The following is a 17,739-nucleotide window of genomic DNA, read 5'->3' on the forward strand; positions in this document are numbered from 1 at the left end:
CCCAGGATGCGACGAGCCGACATCGAGGTGCCAAACCATCCCGTCGATATGGACTCTTGGGGAAGATCAGCCTGTTATCCCCGGGGTACCTTTTATCCGTTGAGCGACACCCCTTCCACTCAGAGGTGCCGGATCACTAGTCCCGACTTTCGTCCCTGCTCGACATGTATGTCTCGCAGTCAAGCTCCCTTGTGCACTTACACTCAACACCTGATTGCCGTCCAGGTTGAGGGAACCTTTGGGCGCCTCCGTTACATTTTGGGAGGCAACCGCCCCAGTTAAACTACCCACCAGGCACTGTCCCTGAACCGGATATACGGTCCGAGGTTAGAGGCCCAATACGATCAGAGTGGTATTTCAACAATGACTCCACCCACACTGGCGTGTGAGCTTCACAGTCTCCCACCTATCCTACACAAACCGTATCGAGCACCAATACCAAGTTGTAGTGAAGGTCCCGGGGTCTTTTCGTCCTGCCGCGCGTAACGAGCATCTTTACTCGTAGTGCAATTTCGCCGAGTCTATGGTTGAGACAGTTGAGAAGTCGTTACGCCATTCGTGCAGGTCGGAACTTACCCGACAAGGAATTTCGCTACCTTAGGATGGTTATAGTTACCACCGCCGTTTACTGGGGCTTAAATTCTCTGCTTCACCCCGAAGGGTTAACAGGTCCTCTTAACCTTCCAGCACCGGGCAGGCGTCAGTCCGTATACATCGTCTTGCGACTTCGCACGGACCTGTGTTTTTAGTAAACAGTCGCTTCTCACTGGTTTGTGCCACCCCCTCCCGCTGCCGGCCGCAAAAGCCTTGACGATATGGGGGTCCCCCTTCTCCCGAAGTTACGGGGGCATTTTGCCGAGTTCCTTAACCATAGTTCACTCGTACGCCTTAGTATTCTCTACCTGACCACCTGTGTTGGTTTGGGGTACGGGCCGTGTATGTCCTCGCTAGAGGCTTTTCTTGGCAGCATAGGATCACCGAATTCGCCTCAAACGGCTATGCATCACCTCTCAGGATATATGTCAGACGGATTTGCCTATCTGACTCCCTACCGGCTTACCCCAGTACAACCACTGACTGGTACGGCTACCTTCCTGCGTCACCCCATCGCTTGACTACTACCCACCGGGGTCCCACGCAGCCCCGTCAACGCCTCACCCCGAAGGGATCGGTCACGACGGTTTTGGATGGTTAGCACAATGGATTCATCATGGACGCACATACACGGGTACGGGAATATCAACCCGTTGTCCATCGACTACGCCTGTCGGCCTCGCCTTAGGTCCCGACTCACCCTGGGAGGACTGGCCTGGCCCAGGAACCCTTGGTCTTTCGGCGGGCAAGGTTCTCACTTGCCTATTCGCTACTCATGCCTGCATTCTCACTCCCACACCCTCCACAGCTAGATCACTCTGCTGCTTCACCGGATGCAGGACGCTCCCCTACCCAACGAACAAAGTTCGTTGCCGCGGCTTCGGCGGTGTACTTGAGCCCCGCTACATTATCGGCGCACAATCACTTGACCAGTGAGCTATTACGCACTCTTTCAAGGGTGGCTGCTTCTAAGCCAACCTCCTGGTTGTCTTCGCGACTGCACATCCTTTTCCACTTAGTACACGCTTAGGGGCCTTAGCCGGCGATCTGGGCTGTTTCCCTCTCGACGCACGGAGCTTATCCCCCGCCGTCTCACTGCCACATTCTTGGACTTGTCGGCATTCGGAGTTTGGCTGACGTCAGTAACCCTGTGGGGCCCATCGGCCATCCAGTAGCTCTACCTCCAACAAGAAACATGTGACGCTGCACCTAAATGCATTTCGGGGAGAACCAGCTATCACGGAGTTTGATTGGCCTTTCACCCCTACCCACAGCTCATCCCCTCAGTCTTCAACCTAAGTGGGTTCGGGCCTCCACGCGGTCTTACCCGCGCTTCACCCTGGCCATGGGTAGATCACTCCGCTTCGGGTCCAGAACACACCACTACACCAACCCCTCTGGATTGGATACGCCCTATTCAGACTCGCTTTCGCTGCGGCTACCCCACACGGGTTAACCTCGCGACATGTCCCTGACTCGCAGGCTCATTCTTCAAAAGGCACGCCATCACCCCACCACGAAGGAGGGCTCTGACGGATTGTAAGCGCACGGTTTCAGGTACTATTTCACTCCCCTCCCGGGGTACTTTTCACCATTCCCTCACGGTACTAATCCGCTATCGGTCACTGGGAAGTATTCAGGCTTACCGGGTGGTCCCGGCAGATTCACAGCAGATTTCACGGGCCCGCTGCTACTCGGGAACACTGTTCAAGGCAGATGTCAGGTTTTTACGTACCGGGCTCTCACCGTCTACGGCAGGTCATCCCAAACCATTTCCGTTAACCACGACATTTTCTAACTACCCTCCAGTCAGGTAGAACTGGAAAAACAGGTCCCACAACCCCGCACACACAACCCCTACCCGGTATCACATGCATACGGTTTAGCCATCCTCCGCTTTCGCTCGCCACTACTCACGGAATCACTTTTGTTTTCTCTTCCTACGGGTACTGAGATGTTTCACTTCCCCGCGTTCCCTCCCACTACCTATGTATTCAGTAGTGGGTAACACGACATCACTCGTGCTGGGTTTCCCCATTCGGACATCCTCGGATCAACGCTCGGTTGGCAGCTCCCCGAGGCATATCGCAGCCTCCAACGTCCTTCATCGGCTCCCAGTGCCAAGGCATCCACCATGCGCCCTTAAACACTTACAACACAAACACCAAAAATGAGTTTCAAAAGAAATTGCACATCAATTGCACACAAAACCAGGCCCCACCCACAAGGAGTGAGACCACACATTTTGCGTGCTAGATGCTCGCAACCACTATCCACAAATCAAACACCACACCCCACCACCAAAGTGAGGCAACAACACGCCGACACCCCCAACGGGATGCCACCCCCCGAAAGGGGCACGGGCCTGTTGTCTCAAAGCCCAATAGTGTGTCTGATGATTTTCCGCAGATGCTTTCCCGCATCCCACGCCAAGTTTGTTGAGTGCACCAGACCCCCACCCACTACAGGTGTGAGGCCATCCAACGAATCGCCTGAATCTCCGAACTCCCACGGTCGCGGGCGGGCTCAGGTCTCGTGGTGCTCCTTAGAAAGGAGGTGATCCAGCCGCACCTTCCGGTACGGCTACCTTGTTACGACTTCGTCCCAATCGCCGATCCCACCTTCGACGGCTCCCTCCCACAAGGGGTTAGGCCACCGGCTTCGGGTGTTACCGACTTTCATGACGTGACGGGCGGTGTGTACAAGGCCCGGGAACGTATTCACCGCAGCGTTGCTGATCTGCGATTACTAGCGACTCCGACTTCACGGGGTCGAGTTGCAGACCCCGATCCGAACTGAGACCGGCTTTGAAAGGATTCGCTCCACCTCACGGCATCGCAGCCCTTTGTACCGGCCATTGTAGCATGTGTGAAGCCCTGGACATAAGGGGCATGATGACTTGACGTCATCCCCACCTTCCTCCGAGTTGACCCCGGCAGTCTCTCACGAGTCCCCACCATTACGTGCTGGCAACATGAGACAAGGGTTGCGCTCGTTGCGGGACTTAACCCAACATCTCACGACACGAGCTGACGACAGCCATGCACCACCTGCACACAGGCCACAAGGGAACCAATATCTCTACTGGCGTCCTGTGCATGTCAAACCCAGGTAAGGTTCTTCGCGTTGCATCGAATTAATCCACATGCTCCGCCGCTTGTGCGGGCCCCCGTCAATTTCTTTGAGTTTTAGCCTTGCGGCCGTACTCCCCAGGCGGGGTACTTAATGCGTTAGCTACGGCACGGATCCCAAGGAAGGAAACCCACACCTAGTACCCACCGTTTACGGCGTGGACTACCAGGGTATCTAATCCTGTTCGCTCCCCACGCTTTCGCTCCTCAGCGTCAGTTACTGCCCAGAGACCCGCCTTCGCCACCGGTGTTCCTCCTGATATCTGCGCATTCCACCGCTACACCAGGAATTCCAGTCTCCCCTGCAGTACTCTAGTCTGCCCGTATCGCCCGCACGCCCACAGTTAAGCTGTGAGTTTTCACGAACAACGCGACAAACCACCTACGAGCTCTTTACGCCCAGTAATTCCGGACAACGCTCGGACCCTACGTATTACCGCGGCTGCTGGCACGTAGTTGGCCGGTCCTTCTTCTATAGGTACCGTCACTTGCGCTTCGTCCCTATTGAAAGAGGTTTACAACCCGAAGGCCGTCATCCCTCACGCGGCGTCGCTGCATCAGGCTTGCGCCCATTGTGCAATATTCCCCACTGCTGCCTCCCGTAGGAGTCTGGGCCGTATCTCAGTCCCAGTGTGGCCGGTCACCCTCTCAGGCCGGCTACCCGTCGTCGCCTTGGTAGGCCATTACCCCACCAACAAGCTGATAGGCCGCGGGCCCATCCCACACCGCAAAAGCTTTCCACCACACACCAGGAAGTGCGCGGTCATATTCGGTATTAGACCCAGTTTCCCAGGCTTATCCCAAAGTGCAGGGCAGATCACCCACGTGTTACTCACCCGTTCGCCACTCGAGTACCCCGAAGGGCCTTTCCGTTCGACTTGCATGTGTTAAGCACGCCGCCAGCGTTCGTCCTGAGCCAGAATCAAACTCTCCAAACAAAAACTTCCCAGTCCAAAAACCAGGCAGAATTCAATCAGAAAAATCCGATCACAAACAAAAGACACCAACAAACTGGCATCAAAAAAACAAACAACCACACCCTAAACGGGAAAAAGAGCGTGGCCAAAAACAACAAACAAAAACCACCAAACACACTATTGAGTTCTCAAACAACACGCCCGAGTTTGTCGCGCAGAAATCCCGCGGCTAAAAGCCGCTGAACCTTACTGCGGGCAGTGAGAATACCCACCGTAATGGGTTTCTCTCTCGGATTTGTCTTCGCTCTCCGGCGCTTGTCCGTGTCGCTCTGACTTGCAATAAGTTACGGCAGCGCTAACTCCGAGTCAAATCGCCAGGTTGCCACCGCATTTCCCCAGGTCAGCACCTATGCGCGGCTAGGCAGACGCGGGCGCCCGCCGGACCCCCGCAATGTGCCGCTTGCCACGTCGCAACACGAGCCAACGCTCATACAGAAAATCGGAATGCTGTGGTATCCACTCGTCGCTTTCAATGCGAATGTTGTTCACGTACACCCCGCCCTCGGCGACATTGCGGCGCGCGGCTCCCTTACTTGCCGCCAATCCCGTGGCGACCAACAAATCGGTGATCGAGTCCGGGCCGCCCGGCTTCAGCTCGGCCACCTGACCGTTACTGGCCTCGCGAAGAGCAGCACTCAAGGTGGAATCGTCGAGGTCGGTCAACTCCCCCCGACCGAACAGCGCCTGGCTGGCCAGCTCGACGGCCTTCGTCGCCCCCTCCCCGTGCACCAACGTTGTGAGCTCCCGTGCCAGTCGTTTCTGCGCGGCGCGTTCGTGCGCACGGTTCGTCGTCGCGTCCTCGAGCTCGGCGATCTCGTCCGGCGTCAGAAAGGTGAACCAGCGCAGGTAACCGATGACGTCGGCATCGGAGGCGTTCACGAAGTACTGGTACCAGGCATATGGGCTGGTCATCTCGGGGTCGAGCCACACATTGCCGCCGCCGGTCGACTTGCCGAACTTCTTGCCCTCGGAGTCGGTGACCAGCGGAGTCGTCATCGCATGCACCGTGGCGCCCAGCTTCTGACGCACCAGTCGGGCGCCGGCCACGATGTTGCCCCACTGATCGGAGCCACCGATCTGCAATCCGCAGCCGTGGCGCTGGTGCAGCTCGACGAAGTCATTGGCCTGCAGCAGCATGTAGCTGAACTCGGTGTAGGAGATACCGTCGCCCTCCAACCGACGCCGTACCGTCTCCCGGTCCAACATCACGTTGACCGAAAAGTATTTACCGAGGTCACGCAGGAATTCGATGGCCGAGAGCTGGCCCGTCCAATTCAGGTTGTTCTCGACGATGGCACCGGTCGGGGTGTCATCGAATTCGACGAACCGCTCCAGCTGGCCGCGAATGCGGCCGGCCCAGTCCGAGACCGTGTCGGCGGTGTTCAGCGTGCGCTCCCCCGTGTCGCGGGGGTCACCGATCATCCCGGTGGCGCCGCCGGCGAGCACGATCGGACGGTGCCCGGCGCGTTGGAACCGGCGCAGCGTGAGCAACGGGACCAGGTGGCCCGCGTGCAGGCTGGGCGCGGTGGGATCGAAGCCGGAATAGACGGTCATGGGTCCCTTGGCCAGGTCAGTCGCCAGCGCATCGCGGTCGGTCGACTGGGCGATCAGCCCACGCCAGTCCAGCTCATCCAGGATTCCCATGCTCATGACGACGATCATGCCGCATCGCGGAGGTCAATCACCGGCACCGGGCGCAGGCGCGCGCGGGCTACGCCGATACGCCGAAACCTCCCCCCGGTCGGCAATCCAGAACCGCCACCGCCGGTCGGCGGCCTTGCTCACACCCACCCGTGGGCCGTCGGCGGCCGGAACCGCTTCGCCAACGGACAGCCGAACCGGGCTGTCGGCGGCAAAGAGGTCAATTCCGTTGTCCTCCATCGTGATTCCGAGAGCCGAGCACAGGTTTCCGGGACCCCTCGCCAACGCGACCGGACGCGCCGCGGGCCCACGGCGCCGGCCGGCCAGCTCGGCGCCCGCACTCACCGACGCTGCGCGCAGCAGGACCGCGCCCGCGACGCCGTCGTATCCGCAGACCACGTTGGCGCAGACGTGGATGCCGTGGCTGCGGTACGTGTAGAGGTAGCCGGGCGGGCCGAACATCACGAGATTGCGGCCACCGGCTCCGCGAAACGAATGCGACGCCGCATCGGGCCAGGGCCCGTCGGGCGGGCCGCCGTACGCCTCGACCTCGACGATGACGGCGCTGACCCCGCGGCCGGTCAGCTCGGCCCCCAACAGCCGGCGCGCCGCACGCAGCGGATCTCCGGTCAGCAGCTCAGCGCTCACCCGAGCGATTTTGCACTTCGCAACTTCGACCATTGACACCGGCCGGACTTGCGCGCACTATTCATCACATGATGACTTCATCGATCGATGAATTCTCGGCCGGATCTCCGTCCAGCGCCGCCGACGCCGCCGTCGACATCACCGGGCTGCAGGTCAGCCGGGGTGGTCGGCCCGCAATTCGAGATCTCTCGGTCCGCATCGCCCGCGGTGCCATCACCGGACTGCTCGGTCCGTCAGGCTGCGGCAAGACCACCCTGATGCGCAGCATCGTCGGTACCCAGATCATCGAGGCGGGCACCGTCACGGTGCTCGGACACCCAGCAGGTTCGGCACCGCTGCGCCACCGGGTCGGATACGTCACCCAGGATCCGACGATCTACAACGACCTGCGGATCATCGACAACGTCCGGTACTTCGCCGCGCTGTACGGCACGTCGGCGAACTCGGCGGCCGGCGCCATCCGCGCGGTCGGTCTCGACGATCACCGCACCGCGTACTGCGGCAACCTCTCCGGAGGCCAACGGACCCGGGTCTCGCTCGCCTGCGCGCTGGTGGCCGAACCCGAACTCCTGGTGCTCGACGAGCCCACCGTCGGCCTCGACCCCGTCCTGCGCGTCGACCTGTGGGAACAGTTCAACGATCTGTCACGGCGCGGAACGACGCTGCTGGTTTCCAGCCACGTCATGGACGAGGCCGACCACTGCGGTGACCTGTTGCTCATGCGCGAAGGTCGGCTGCTCGCCCACACCACCCCGGACCGGCTACGGAAGGACACGGAATGTACGTCCCTGGAGGAAGCGTTTCTCACCGTCATCCGGCGCAGCGACTCGGGCGCGATCAACCGAGCCGACTGAGCCCGGCGGCCTACCTGGCCACCACCGGACGGATCCTGCGGCAACTCGCCGCCGACCATCGCAGCGTCGCGATGATCCTGGTGGTCCCCAGCCTGATCATCACGCTGATGTACTTCATGTTCCAGAATGCGCCGCACCCGCCGGGACACCCATCGCCGTTCAACAATGCCTGCCTGATCATGCTCGGCGTCTTCCCGCTCATCGTGATGTTCCTGATCACCTCGATCACCATGCAGCGTGAACGTGTCTCGGGAACCCTCGAACGGATCCTGACCACACCACTGCGCCGGTTCGACCTGCTGGCCGCCTACGGCACCGCGTTCTCGATCGCGGCCGCAGCGCAGGCCACCCTCGCCTGCATCGTCTCGTTCTGGTTCCTCGGCCTCGACACCGCCGGCAGCCCTGTCCTCGTATTCCTGATCGCGATCATCAACGCCGTGCTGGGCGTGGGGTTGGGTCTGTTGTGCAGCGCATTCGCCCGCACCGAGTTCCAGGCAGTCCAGTTCATGCCCGTGGTCATCGCGCCGCAGCTACTGCTGTGCGGCATCATCGTGCCGCGCGCCGCCCTACCGGAATGGCTGCAGTGGATCAGCAACGTGCTGCCTGCCAGCTATGCGCTCGAAGCCCTGCAGCAGGTCGGCGCCCATCCTGAGCTCACCGCCATCGCGGCCCGTGACATCGCGATCGTGGTGGGGTTTGCCATAGTGGCACTGTGTCTGGCCGCGGCCACCCTGCGCCGTCGAACCCCCTAGGAACCCGTGAGCACCGACGTCGAATCCAACAGAGAACGCAAACGGCCCGGCCGCCCGGCCGGGCCGTCGGACAAGCGCGAACGCATCCTGAGCAGTGCGCGGGAGTTGTTCGCCCGCAACGGAATCGACAACACATCGATCCGCTCCATTGCGTCCGCTGCCGGAGTGGACGCGGCACTGGTGCACCACTACTTCGGCACCAAGACCGAACTGTTCGCCGCGGCGATCCACATTGCCATCGATCCGATGACCGTGATCAGCCAGCTGCAGGAGGTCCCGATCGAGCAGATCGGGCACGCACTGCCCTCAATCGTGTTGCCGCTGTGGGATTCCGAGATCGGCAAGGGCTTCATCGCGACCCTGCGTTCCGTTCTGGCGGGCAACGACGTATCACTGGTGCGGTCGTTTCTCCAGGAGATCATCGTCGGCGAGATCGGACCACGGGTGGACAACCCGCCCGGCAGTGCCCGAGTGCGCATCCAATTCGTTGCCTCGCAACTGGTCGGCGTCGCGATGGCGCGTTACATCCTGGAGCTAGAGCCCTTCGCCTCGCTGCCGGTGAACCAGATCGTCGAAACCATCGCGCCCACCCTGCAGCGCTACCTCACCGGTGAGCTACCCGGACTCCCCTGACCCGGCCAACTCCAGCAGCCGGCGATGCTCGGCATCGTCGTCGATGGCCACGGCCTCGTCGACGAGCAGCACCGGGATGCCGTCCTCGATCCGGTACGCCCGCCGCAACCGGGGGTTGTAGAGCCAGTCCGTTCCGGCCAGCAGCAGGGGCCCGCGGTCCTGCGGGCAGACCAGGATGCTCAGAAGTTTGTCGTCGACCACCACGTGACGCTAGCCCAACGGGATCTGGATGCCGCCACTCGGGCCGGGCGGTGCCCCGGCCCCGCCCGGAATCGGAGCAATGCCTCCCGGGAACTGGCCGACCCCGGGATTGAGACCACTCTGCTGCGGAACCTGAGCCTTGGACTGGGCCTGCAACTTGCGCTGGTACGCCAAGGTGCTCTTCAGCGCGTTGATCAGCGGAACCTGGTTGGGACGCTTGTCGAGCGCCGCGGTGATGGCCTCACGGTTGGCGTTCGACGGCTTGTACCCCTGCTGACGCAGCTTCAGGATGTCGTGGATCAGCGTCGAGATCTGGCCGCCGCCTTCGCCGGTGTCGTAGTCCTTGGCGATGATGGACAGCGCTTGGTCGGCGGTCATCGGCGGGGCCGCCGGCGCAGCCGACCCAGGTGCATCCGCTGCGGGAGTCGGCTCGGCGGGATCGGCGGCGGCCGTCGGCGCACCCGCGCCCACCAGCAGGCCCAGTACCAGCGCACCGCCGGTCACCGATCCGGTGACCACCCGACGCCAGCCGTTCGCACCCGATCCCGATGTCATCGATCCTCCAGTCGCTCTGCCGTCCGCCGGAGCGTAACAGCGCATTCCTGCCCCGGCATCCCCTCGACGAACCGGCCTAGTCCGTCTCGGGCTCGTCGTCGGCGGCTCCCGCGACGAGTTCGGCCCGGCTGGCCGCAGTCAATTTCTTGTACGTACCTGTATCGGCGTCGAGGTACCAGCAGTTACGCCGGCCGGATTTCGGGATGCCCGCGGCCCGCAACGGCCCGACGAGCGGGCGGTACGACGCACCGAGTTCCATGTCGGCCACCACGTGCACCACATCGGGCGGGTTGCCCGCGGCCAGATCCTCCAGGGCGAGCGAGAGATCAGCCGTCGGGACGCTGCCGCCGGGACGCAGCGCCAGCGCCGTCACCGCCAACTGCCGGCCCGCCTCTTCCACGGCGTAGGTCACGGACATGTCGACCGCGTCGATGCGTCCGACCGCATCGTTGACACTCGTCGCGAACACCGGGCCCCGTTCGGTCCTGATGACCGCACCGCGGTTGTCGACCAGCCAGTAGTCACCGTCCTCATCGCGACGGAACAGGAACTCGGTGGACACCCAGGTGTCGGCCGGTGCGAACACACCGCGCTTGACCACCGCCGTCGGATCGACCGGGCCGCGCGGATGGGCCAGCAGCACACCCACTTCGTTGGCCTCGGCCTTGCGCACGAAACCCTGCTCGTCTTCCAGGATCAGGTCGTCGTCGGCGTCGTAGGCGGCAAGTTCGACGGTGCCGCCGCCGGGCAGCGGGCGCCCCTTGCTGCCGATCTTGGCCCCGGACACGTTGGCCAACACGGCCTGTCCGTCTGTGGTGGCGAAGAACTCCACGACCTGGGCCGGCTCGAACACGTCGACCACGCGCTTCCACAAACCGGCGGGCATACCGGAGCCGATGAACAACCGGACCGGGTGACTGCCGGTGAGCGAGAACGACGGATCGTCGATGACCTCACGCAGCATGGCCCAGGTGTAGGACACGACGGTGACGCCGTACTGCCGGATCTCCTGCAGGAACCGATCGGGCTGCAGTCCGCGGGACAGCGCGATGCGCGAGCCGCCGACCACCGCGCCACCCAGGCTGACCAGCAGACCGGACTGATGATGCAGCGGGGTCAGGCAGTAGACCGTGTCGCCGCGGCCCAAATTGGCCGCCGACGCGGTGCCGAACGCCGACAGTGCCCACCGGAAGTTGGTGATCTGGCGGGCCACGAGCTCACCGCCGACCTCGCTGAAGGCGACGAAGGCCAGGTCGCGCGCCAGGCCGGGGTTGGGCCGGTACCAGCCGGGTAGTTCGACGACGTCGGGGTCGATCTTCTCCATGTCGACGACAGCGGAGACGTCGTCCGCTTCATCGGGGAGATCGAGATCGCGGCTCTCACCGCCGCCGAGAATCAGCACCCGCGTGCCGAGCGCGCGGGCCACATCGAGGTGGCTCGGGTCGGCGATGATCTCAGTGACGCCGCCGAGACGGGCGGCCTCGGCCAGATCCGCCTCCGGCAGCAGCACCGCCACCGCCCCCAACCGGGACAGGGCCGCGATCGCGACGAGCGCGCTGGGCCGGGTGTCCATCAGGACACCGACGCGGGCGCCCTGGCGCACACCGACGTCGATCAGGCCGCGAACCACGTTGTTGATCCGGCGGTCCACCGCCTCATAGGTGTGTACCCGGCCGTCGAACAGCAGTGCCTCGCCGTTGGGGGCGCTGCGCGCCTGCTCGCTCATGATCCGGCCCAACGAGATCCGGGTGTGGTCGTTGACCTGACCCAACCTGGCGAGCCTCGGCAACGTGCGGGCGGTCTCGATGACCAGGGTCCGGGCGTTCTTGTTCGCCGCCACCAACGCGTCGGCGGCGGAACGGGCCACCCCGAACGCCATCTCGGTGGCCGCGGTGGCTCCGTGGGTGACGCGGGTGGAGAACGACACCCCACCCTCGGGGTGATCGGCCGGGGGCGATCCCATCTGGACCACGCCTTCCGGCATCTGTTCTCCACCAAGCCATTTCACCCATTGCGCCACCGTCGGCCAGGTCTGGGTGGAGGCCTTCGAGCCCACGACCAACCCGAAATGTCCTGCCCTGATCAGATATTCGTAGACATCCGCATCGGGCGCGGCCCGCTTGATACCCCGGACCGCGGCCGGCTGGCCGATGTCGTCGACCTCGCCGACCACCGCCAGGATCGGGCAATCGATGTCGGACAGCGTGACCAGGTCACCGTGGACGGAGAAGCCGCCGGTGATCATCCGGTTGTGTGCGATGAACTGCTTGAGCAGTTCGGCGATCGCCGGCCCGGACCAGGCGATCCAGCCGTCCGACGACAGGAAGCGGCGCTGCTGCTCGCGCGGCAACAAGGCCTCCCGGTCATGCAACTGACGCAGGAACTCCAGCCGCGACTGCGCGGTCTTGATCGGGTCGAGCATCTGGAATCCGGTGCGTGCCAACCAACCCGGGATGTCGATGCGGCTGAACACGTGATCGGCCATGAAATCCGCCGCGCCCGCGGCGACTCCGGCCGGAAGGTTCATCGGCAGCGCGGCCAGGGTGTCCACCGGGGCGCCGAAGGCGATGATGCTCGCCAGATCCTTGGACCGCCGATAGGCCGCGGCCTGGTAGGCGAACATCCCGCCTTGCGAGTAGCCGGCCAGGTGTACGTCGCGGCCGGTGACCTCCTTGACGATGTCGATGGCCTCCGACAGCGCCACCACATGGTCGGCGAGGTTGCGCTGCATTCCGCCCTCGACCTTGTCGGGCGAGCCGAAGTCGATGACCCAGGGGTCGATGCCCGCGGCGTGCAGGATGCCGACCGCACCGTCATCGCGCGTCACATCCCACATGTCGGCCGACATCATCATCGGATGCACCATCAGCACCGGCGGACGCGGATTCTGGGCACCGGGGCGGATGTCAGGCGGAAAGTACCGCCGCAGCCGGTACATCGGCACGCTCTGGATGATCTGGAAGGGCGACGGGACCGAGCCGGTCTCCAGGCCCCCGTAGCGCAGCACCTCCAGACCGTTCTGCGCGGTCGCCAGCAACCGCTCGACCGGTCTGGTCACTGCCGAGAAATCCACCAGCTTGCTCCCCACCTGACAACTCAACCCCGACCCCCGATTGACGTCGTCATCATGGCACAACAGCAACCGATCACCGACTTGATCACGCCTATGTGCGTAGCGGCCCGATGCGATGCCGGTTTCGCGGGCGCGTGACGATAGGGTCGGCGGCGATGGCACACCTGCTCGGGGGCGAAACCCTGCATCTGGAGTACCCCGCCGGGGTGGTGTTCGACGCGGTCACCGTCGGCGTCAGCGAAGGCGACCGGATCGGCATCGTCGGCCGCAACGGTGACGGCAAATCCAGCCTGCTGGCCATGCTGGCCGGCCGGCTCGAACCCGATTCCGGACGGGTCACCGTGCGCGGTGGTGTGCGGATCGGCGTGCTCGATCAGGCCGACACCCTCGACGACGCCGAAACGGTCGGCCACGCGGTGGTGGGTGACATGCCCGAACACGAATGGGCCGGCGACCCCCGCGGGCGCGATGTCATCGCCGGCCTGCTCACTGACCTGCCCTGGGACGCCGAGCTCCGCACGCTGTCGGGCGGACAGCGGCGCCGGGTCGCTCTGGCCAGGCTGCTCGCCGGCGATCACGACGTGCTGGCGCTCGACGAGCCGACCAACCACCTCGATGTGGAGGCGATCACCTGGCTCGCCGAGCACCTCAAGAAGCGCTGGTCCGCGTCGTCCGGTGGGCTGCTGGTGGTGACGCACGACCGCTGGTTTCTCGACGAGGTGTGTACGGCCACATGGGAAGTGCACGACCGCATCGTCGAACCGTTCGACGGCGGCTACGCCGCCTACATCCTGCAGCGGGTGGAACGCGACCGGCAGGCGGCCACGATCGAAGCGCGCCGGCAGAACCTGGCCCGCAAGGAACTGGCCTGGCTGCGCCGCGGCGCTCCGGCCCGCACCTCGAAGCCGAAGTTCCGCATCGACGCGGCCAACGCGCTGATCGCCGATGTGCCCGAGATCCGGGACAAGGTCGCACTGCAGTCCCTGGCGGTGTCACGGCTCGGGAAGCAGGTCGTCGACCTGCTGGACGTGTCGGTGAGCTACGGCGACCGCGAGGTGTTGCACCAGGTCGAGTGGCGGGTCGCCCCGGGTGAGCGCACCGGGATCCTCGGCGTCAACGGCGCCGGAAAATCGACGCTGCTGGGCCTCATCGACGGTTCGGTGCAACCGACTTCGGGACGGGTCAAACACGGTAAGACGCTGCAGGTCGCGACCCTCACCCAGACCGTGGACGAGCTTGAGCCCCACCTCGGCGATCCGGTGCGGACGGTCCTTGCCAACCTGCGGACGACGTATGTGTTCGGCAGCGGGTCGAAGGCCCAGGAACTCACGCCCGGGCAGTTGCTGGAGCGTCTCGGGTTCTCCAGCGCCCAGTTGTCGACACCGGTCAAGGACCTCTCCGGCGGACAACAACGTCGCCTGCAACTGCTGTTGATCCTGCTGGCACAGCCCAATGTGCTGATCCTCGACGAACCCACCAATGACCTGGACACCGACATGCTCTCCGCCATGGAGGATCTGCTCGACTCGTGGCCCGGCACGCTGATCGTGGTGAGCCACGATCGCTATTTTCTGGAGCGGGTCACCGATCAGCAATACGGGATCCTCGGCGGGCATCTGCGGCATCTGCCGGGCGGGGTGGACGAGTACCTGCGGTTGCGGGCCGCGCATGAGTCAGCGACCGGCGCGGCGCAGGCACCGGCCGCCGGCACTGCACCCGGCGGGCTGGCCGGCGCCGAACTGCGGGCAGCGCAGAAGGAGGTGTCCGCCCTGGAACGCCGGCTGGAGAAACTGCAGCAACAGATCAACCGGTCCCGGACGGCGATGGCGGACCATGACCAGTCCGATTTCGAGGGACTCGCGGTCAAGGTGGCCGCCATCCGTGCGCTGGAGGACGAAGTCACCGAGGTCGAGGAACGCTGGTTCGAACTCGGCGAGCAGATCGGCTAACGGCGCAGCCGGATCCGTAACTCCTCAGTGGTCGTACGGACCACGCCCAGCTGTTTGGCCACCTGCACCGGCGCGGTACCGCCACGCGCGCTGCGCGCGTTGACCGAACCCTCCACCGTCAGCACCTCGCGCACCTGCGCGGTGAGCGCAGGGTTGATCGCGGCGAACTCGTCGTCGGTGAGCTCGTCGAGCCCGACGCCGCGGCCCTCGGCAACCTGAACCGCACCACCCGCGGCTTCATGGGCAACCCGGAACGGAACCCCTTGGCGGACCAGCCATTCGGCGATATCGGTGGCCAGGGTGTAACCGGCCGGTGCCAGCGCGGCCATCCGGGCCTCATCGAACGTAAGCGTCCCCACCAGTCCGGCCATCGCCGGCAGCAGCAGCTCCAGCTGCGCCACCGAATCGAAGACCGGTTCCTTGTCCTCCTGCAGATCCCGGTTGTAGGCCAGGGGCTGCGCCTTGAGCGTGGCCAGCAGGCCGGTGAGGTTGCCGATCAGCCGTCCGGATTTGCCGCGGGCCAGCTCAGCGATGTCGGGGTTCTTCTTCTGCGGCATGATCGAGCTGCCGGTCGACCAGGAGTCGTGCAGCGTGACATACCCGAATTCGGTTGTGCTCCACAGGATGATGTCCTCGGCGAGCCGGGACAGATCCACCCCGATCTGAGCGAAGACGAACGCCGCCTCGGCGGCGAAATCGCGCGCCGCCGTGGCGTCGACGGAATTGTCTGCCGCCGAGGCGAATCCGAGATCTTCGGCAATCGCATCGGGATCCAGGCCCAGCGAGGAACCGGCCAGCGCTCCCGAGCCATAGGGCGACACCGCGGTGCGGTCGTCGAAATCGGCGAGCCGGTCGACATTGCGCAGCAGCGGATGGGCGTGCGCCAGCAGATGATGCGCGAGCAGGATCGGCTGCGCGGCCTGGAGGTGCGTCTTGCCGGGCATGATCGCCGTCGGGTGCGCCGCGGCCTGCACCGCCAGGGCGTTGACCACTTCAAGCACACCGTCGGCCACACGGCGGACGGCGTCGCGCAGCCACATCCGGAACAGGGTGGCCACCTGGTCGTTGCGGGAGCGTCCGGCCCGCAGCCGGCCGCCGAGATCCGGCCCGACCCGGTCGATCAGGCCGCGTTCCAGCGCACCGTGCACATCCTCGTCGGTGACCAGCGGCTCAAAACTGCCGTCGGCGACGTCGGAACCCAGGCTGTCCAAGCCCGCCAGCAGCCCGTCGCGCTGCTCATCGGTGAGCAGGCCGGCCCGGTGCAGAACGCGGGCGTGGGCCTTGGACGCGGTGACGTCGTAGGGCGCCAGGACCCAGTCGAAGTGGGTCGACTTGCTCAGTGCGGCAAGGGCTGCCGAAGGGCCGTCGGCGAACCGGCCGCCCCACAGCGATCCTTCGTTGGTGGTTCCGTCGTTGGTGCTCATCTCATCCAGCCTCCTGCCGCGCGAGCGACCGTGTAGGTACATCCAATGCGGCGTGTCGCCGTACAGACACGGTCGCTCGCGGTGCGAAGTTACTCGCGCTGCGAAAGTTACAGGCCCAGGTCGCGCTTGGCCGAGATCTTGGACGAAAGACCGTGCAGCAGCACGAAGCCCTTGGCCGCGCTCTGGTCGAAGCTGTCGCCCTCGTCGTAGGTGGCGAGGTTGAAGTCGTACAGCGACTCACCGGACCGGCGGCCGTTGACGATGACGCTCCCGGCGTGCAGAACCAGCCGGATGTCGCCGGAGACGTGCTCCTGCGTGTGCTCGACGAACGCCTCCAGCGACCGCTTGAGCGGGCTGAACCACAGGCCGTCGTAGGTGAGCTCGCCCCACTTCTGGTCGACGCCACGCTTGTACCGGCCCAGCTCACGCTCCAGCGTGACGTGCTCGAGCTCGGTGTGCGCGGTGATCAGCACCATCGCGCCGGGCGCCTCGTAGATCTCGCGGCTCTTGATGCCGACAAGCCGGTCCTCGACCACATCGAGCCGGCCCACGCCCTGGGCGCCGGCCCGGGTGTTGAGCTCCTGGATGATCTCCAGCACGCTGAGCGGGCGACCGTCGATCGCCACCGGGCGGCCCTTGTCGAAGCTGATGATCAGCTCGTCGGGAGCATTGAAGTTGACCGTCGGGTCCTGGGTGTAGTCGTAGACGTCCTTGGTCGGGGCGTTCCACAGGTCTTCGAGGAACCCGGTCTCCACCGCGCGGCCCCACACGTTCTGGTCGATCGAGAACGGCGAACGCTTGGTGACGTTGATCGGGATGGCGTTCCCCTCGGCGAACGCGATGGCCTTCTCGCGGGTCCAGGCGTAGTCGCGAACCGGTGCGATGACGTCCAGTTCGGGGGCCAGGGAGGCGAACCCGACCTCGAAGCGCACCTGATCGTTGCCCTTGCCGGTGCAGCCGTGCGCGACGACGGTGCCGCCATGGCTACGCGCCGCGTCCACCAGGTGCTTGACGATCAGCGGCCGGCTGATGGCCGACACCAGCGGGTAGCGATCCATGTAGAGCGCATTCGCCTTGATGGTCGGAAGGCAGTATTCGTCGGCGAACTCGTCACGGGCGTCGACCACGACCGCCTCGACCGCACCGCAGTCCAGGGCACGCTGACGTATGACGTCCATGTCCTCACCGCCCTGGCCGAGGTCGATGGCGACGGCAACGACCTCTTTGCCGGTCTCCTTGCCGATCCAGCTGATCGCGACCGAGGTGTCCAGACCTCCGGAGTACGCCAGGATGACGCGTTCGGACAT

At 64.2% G+C, this 17,739-nt stretch carries 11 protein-coding genes and 2 rRNA genes; 4 read left to right on the forward strand and 9 right to left on the reverse strand.

Going from position 1 to position 17,739, the window contains the following annotated elements; all coding sequences use genetic code 11:
- From AB0I14_RS15675 to AB0I14_RS15690, 4 genes are all read right to left on the reverse strand, one after another.
- A 23S ribosomal RNA gene (locus tag AB0I14_RS15675) occupies positions 1 to 2,750 on the reverse strand; the annotation flags it as partial.
- Positions 2,751 to 3,143: 393 nt separating this feature from the next.
- Positions 3,144 to 4,663 (reverse strand): 16S ribosomal RNA (locus AB0I14_RS15680).
- Positions 4,664 to 5,059: 396 nt separating this feature from the next.
- The gene (gene tyrS, locus AB0I14_RS15685; RefSeq protein ID WP_358022913.1) at positions 5,060 to 6,352 is read right to left on the reverse strand and encodes a tyrosine--tRNA ligase; all 1,293 of its coding nucleotides are present in this window, start codon (positions 6,350 to 6,352) and stop codon (positions 5,060 to 5,062) included.
- A gap of 27 nt (positions 6,353 to 6,379) precedes the next feature.
- A complete protein-coding gene (locus AB0I14_RS15690) occupies positions 6,380 to 6,991 on the reverse strand; it encodes a DNA-3-methyladenine glycosylase (protein WP_358022916.1) in 612 nt (203 codons plus the stop codon).
- Between the two features lie 68 nt (positions 6,992 to 7,059).
- Here AB0I14_RS15690 and AB0I14_RS15695 point away from each other — a divergent pair, with 68 nt between their 5' ends.
- From AB0I14_RS15695 to AB0I14_RS15705, 3 genes are read left to right on the forward strand one after another with little or no spacing between them, the layout of a single operon-like run.
- Entirely contained in the window at positions 7,060 to 7,845 is a 786-nt protein-coding gene (locus tag AB0I14_RS15695) for an ABC transporter ATP-binding protein (protein WP_358022919.1), read from the forward strand.
- A complete protein-coding gene (locus AB0I14_RS15700) occupies positions 7,770 to 8,597 on the forward strand; it encodes an ABC transporter permease (protein WP_358022922.1) in 828 nt (275 codons plus the stop codon). The genes AB0I14_RS15695 and AB0I14_RS15700 overlap by 76 nt, the downstream gene beginning before the upstream one ends.
- A 6-nt stretch (positions 8,598 to 8,603) precedes the next feature.
- Positions 8,604 to 9,230, forward strand: coding sequence for a TetR family transcriptional regulator (locus tag AB0I14_RS15705; RefSeq protein ID WP_358022925.1), 627 nt, complete (start codon positions 8,604 to 8,606; stop codon positions 9,228 to 9,230).
- On the opposite strand, the gene AB0I14_RS15710 is transcribed toward AB0I14_RS15705, so the two are convergent.
- From AB0I14_RS15710 to AB0I14_RS15720, 3 genes are all read right to left on the reverse strand, one after another.
- Positions 9,213 to 9,431 carry a Trm112 family protein gene (locus AB0I14_RS15710; RefSeq protein ID WP_166904952.1) on the reverse strand — a complete coding sequence of 73 codons (219 nt, stop codon included), beginning with the start codon at positions 9,429 to 9,431 and terminating at the stop codon, positions 9,213 to 9,215. The two genes, AB0I14_RS15705 and AB0I14_RS15710, sit on opposite strands and share 18 nt — an antisense overlap.
- Positions 9,432 to 9,440: 9 nt before the next feature.
- On the reverse strand, positions 9,441 to 9,986 hold the full coding sequence (locus AB0I14_RS15715; RefSeq protein WP_358022928.1) for a hypothetical protein: 546 nt from the start codon (positions 9,984 to 9,986) through the stop codon (positions 9,441 to 9,443).
- 76 nt (positions 9,987 to 10,062) lie between these two features.
- Positions 10,063 to 13,062, reverse strand: a complete 3,000-nt coding sequence (locus AB0I14_RS15720) for an acyl-CoA synthetase (protein WP_358024286.1) — start codon at positions 13,060 to 13,062, stop codon at positions 10,063 to 10,065.
- A 152-nt stretch (positions 13,063 to 13,214) separates the two neighbouring features.
- Here AB0I14_RS15720 and AB0I14_RS15725 point away from each other — a divergent pair, with 152 nt between their 5' ends.
- Positions 13,215 to 15,008, forward strand: a complete 1,794-nt coding sequence (locus AB0I14_RS15725; protein ID WP_358022931.1) for an ABC-F family ATP-binding cassette domain-containing protein — start codon at positions 13,215 to 13,217, stop codon at positions 15,006 to 15,008.
- On the opposite strand, the gene argH is transcribed toward AB0I14_RS15725, so the two are convergent.
- A complete protein-coding gene (gene argH, locus AB0I14_RS15730; protein WP_358022934.1) occupies positions 15,005 to 16,432 on the reverse strand; it encodes an argininosuccinate lyase in 1,428 nt (475 codons plus the stop codon). The genes AB0I14_RS15725 and argH overlap by 4 nt on opposite strands.
- 107 nt (positions 16,433 to 16,539) lie before the next feature.
- Positions 16,540 to 17,739 (reverse strand): argininosuccinate synthase, encoded by a 1,200-nt coding sequence (locus AB0I14_RS15735; protein ID WP_358022937.1) that lies wholly within the window; start codon positions 17,737 to 17,739, stop codon positions 16,540 to 16,542.

The organism is Mycobacterium sp. NPDC050441 (assembly GCF_040655355.1).
GTDB lineage: Bacteria > Actinomycetota > Actinomycetes > Mycobacteriales > Mycobacteriaceae > Mycobacterium.

Coding starts and splice junctions, on each gene's coding strand:
- tyrS (WP_358022913.1), bottom strand. CDS start 6,352: ATGAGCATGGGAATCCTGGATGAGCTGGACTGGCGTGGGCTGATCGCC.
- AB0I14_RS15695 (WP_358022919.1), top strand. CDS start 7,060: ATGATGACTTCATCGATCGATGAATTCTCGGCCGGATCTCCGTCCAGC.
- AB0I14_RS15700 (WP_358022922.1), top strand. CDS start 7,770: ATGTACGTCCCTGGAGGAAGCGTTTCTCACCGTCATCCGGCGCAGCGA.
- AB0I14_RS15715 (WP_358022928.1), bottom strand. CDS start 9,986: ATGACATCGGGATCGGGTGCGAACGGCTGGCGTCGGGTGGTCACCGGA.
- AB0I14_RS15725 (WP_358022931.1), top strand. CDS start 13,215: ATGGCACACCTGCTCGGGGGCGAAACCCTGCATCTGGAGTACCCCGCC.
- argH (WP_358022934.1), bottom strand. CDS start 16,432: ATGAGCACCAACGACGGAACCACCAACGAAGGATCGCTGTGGGGCGGC.
- AB0I14_RS15735 (WP_358022937.1), bottom strand. CDS start 17,739: ATGTCCGAACGCGTCATCCTGGCGTACTCCGGAGGTCTGGACACCTCG.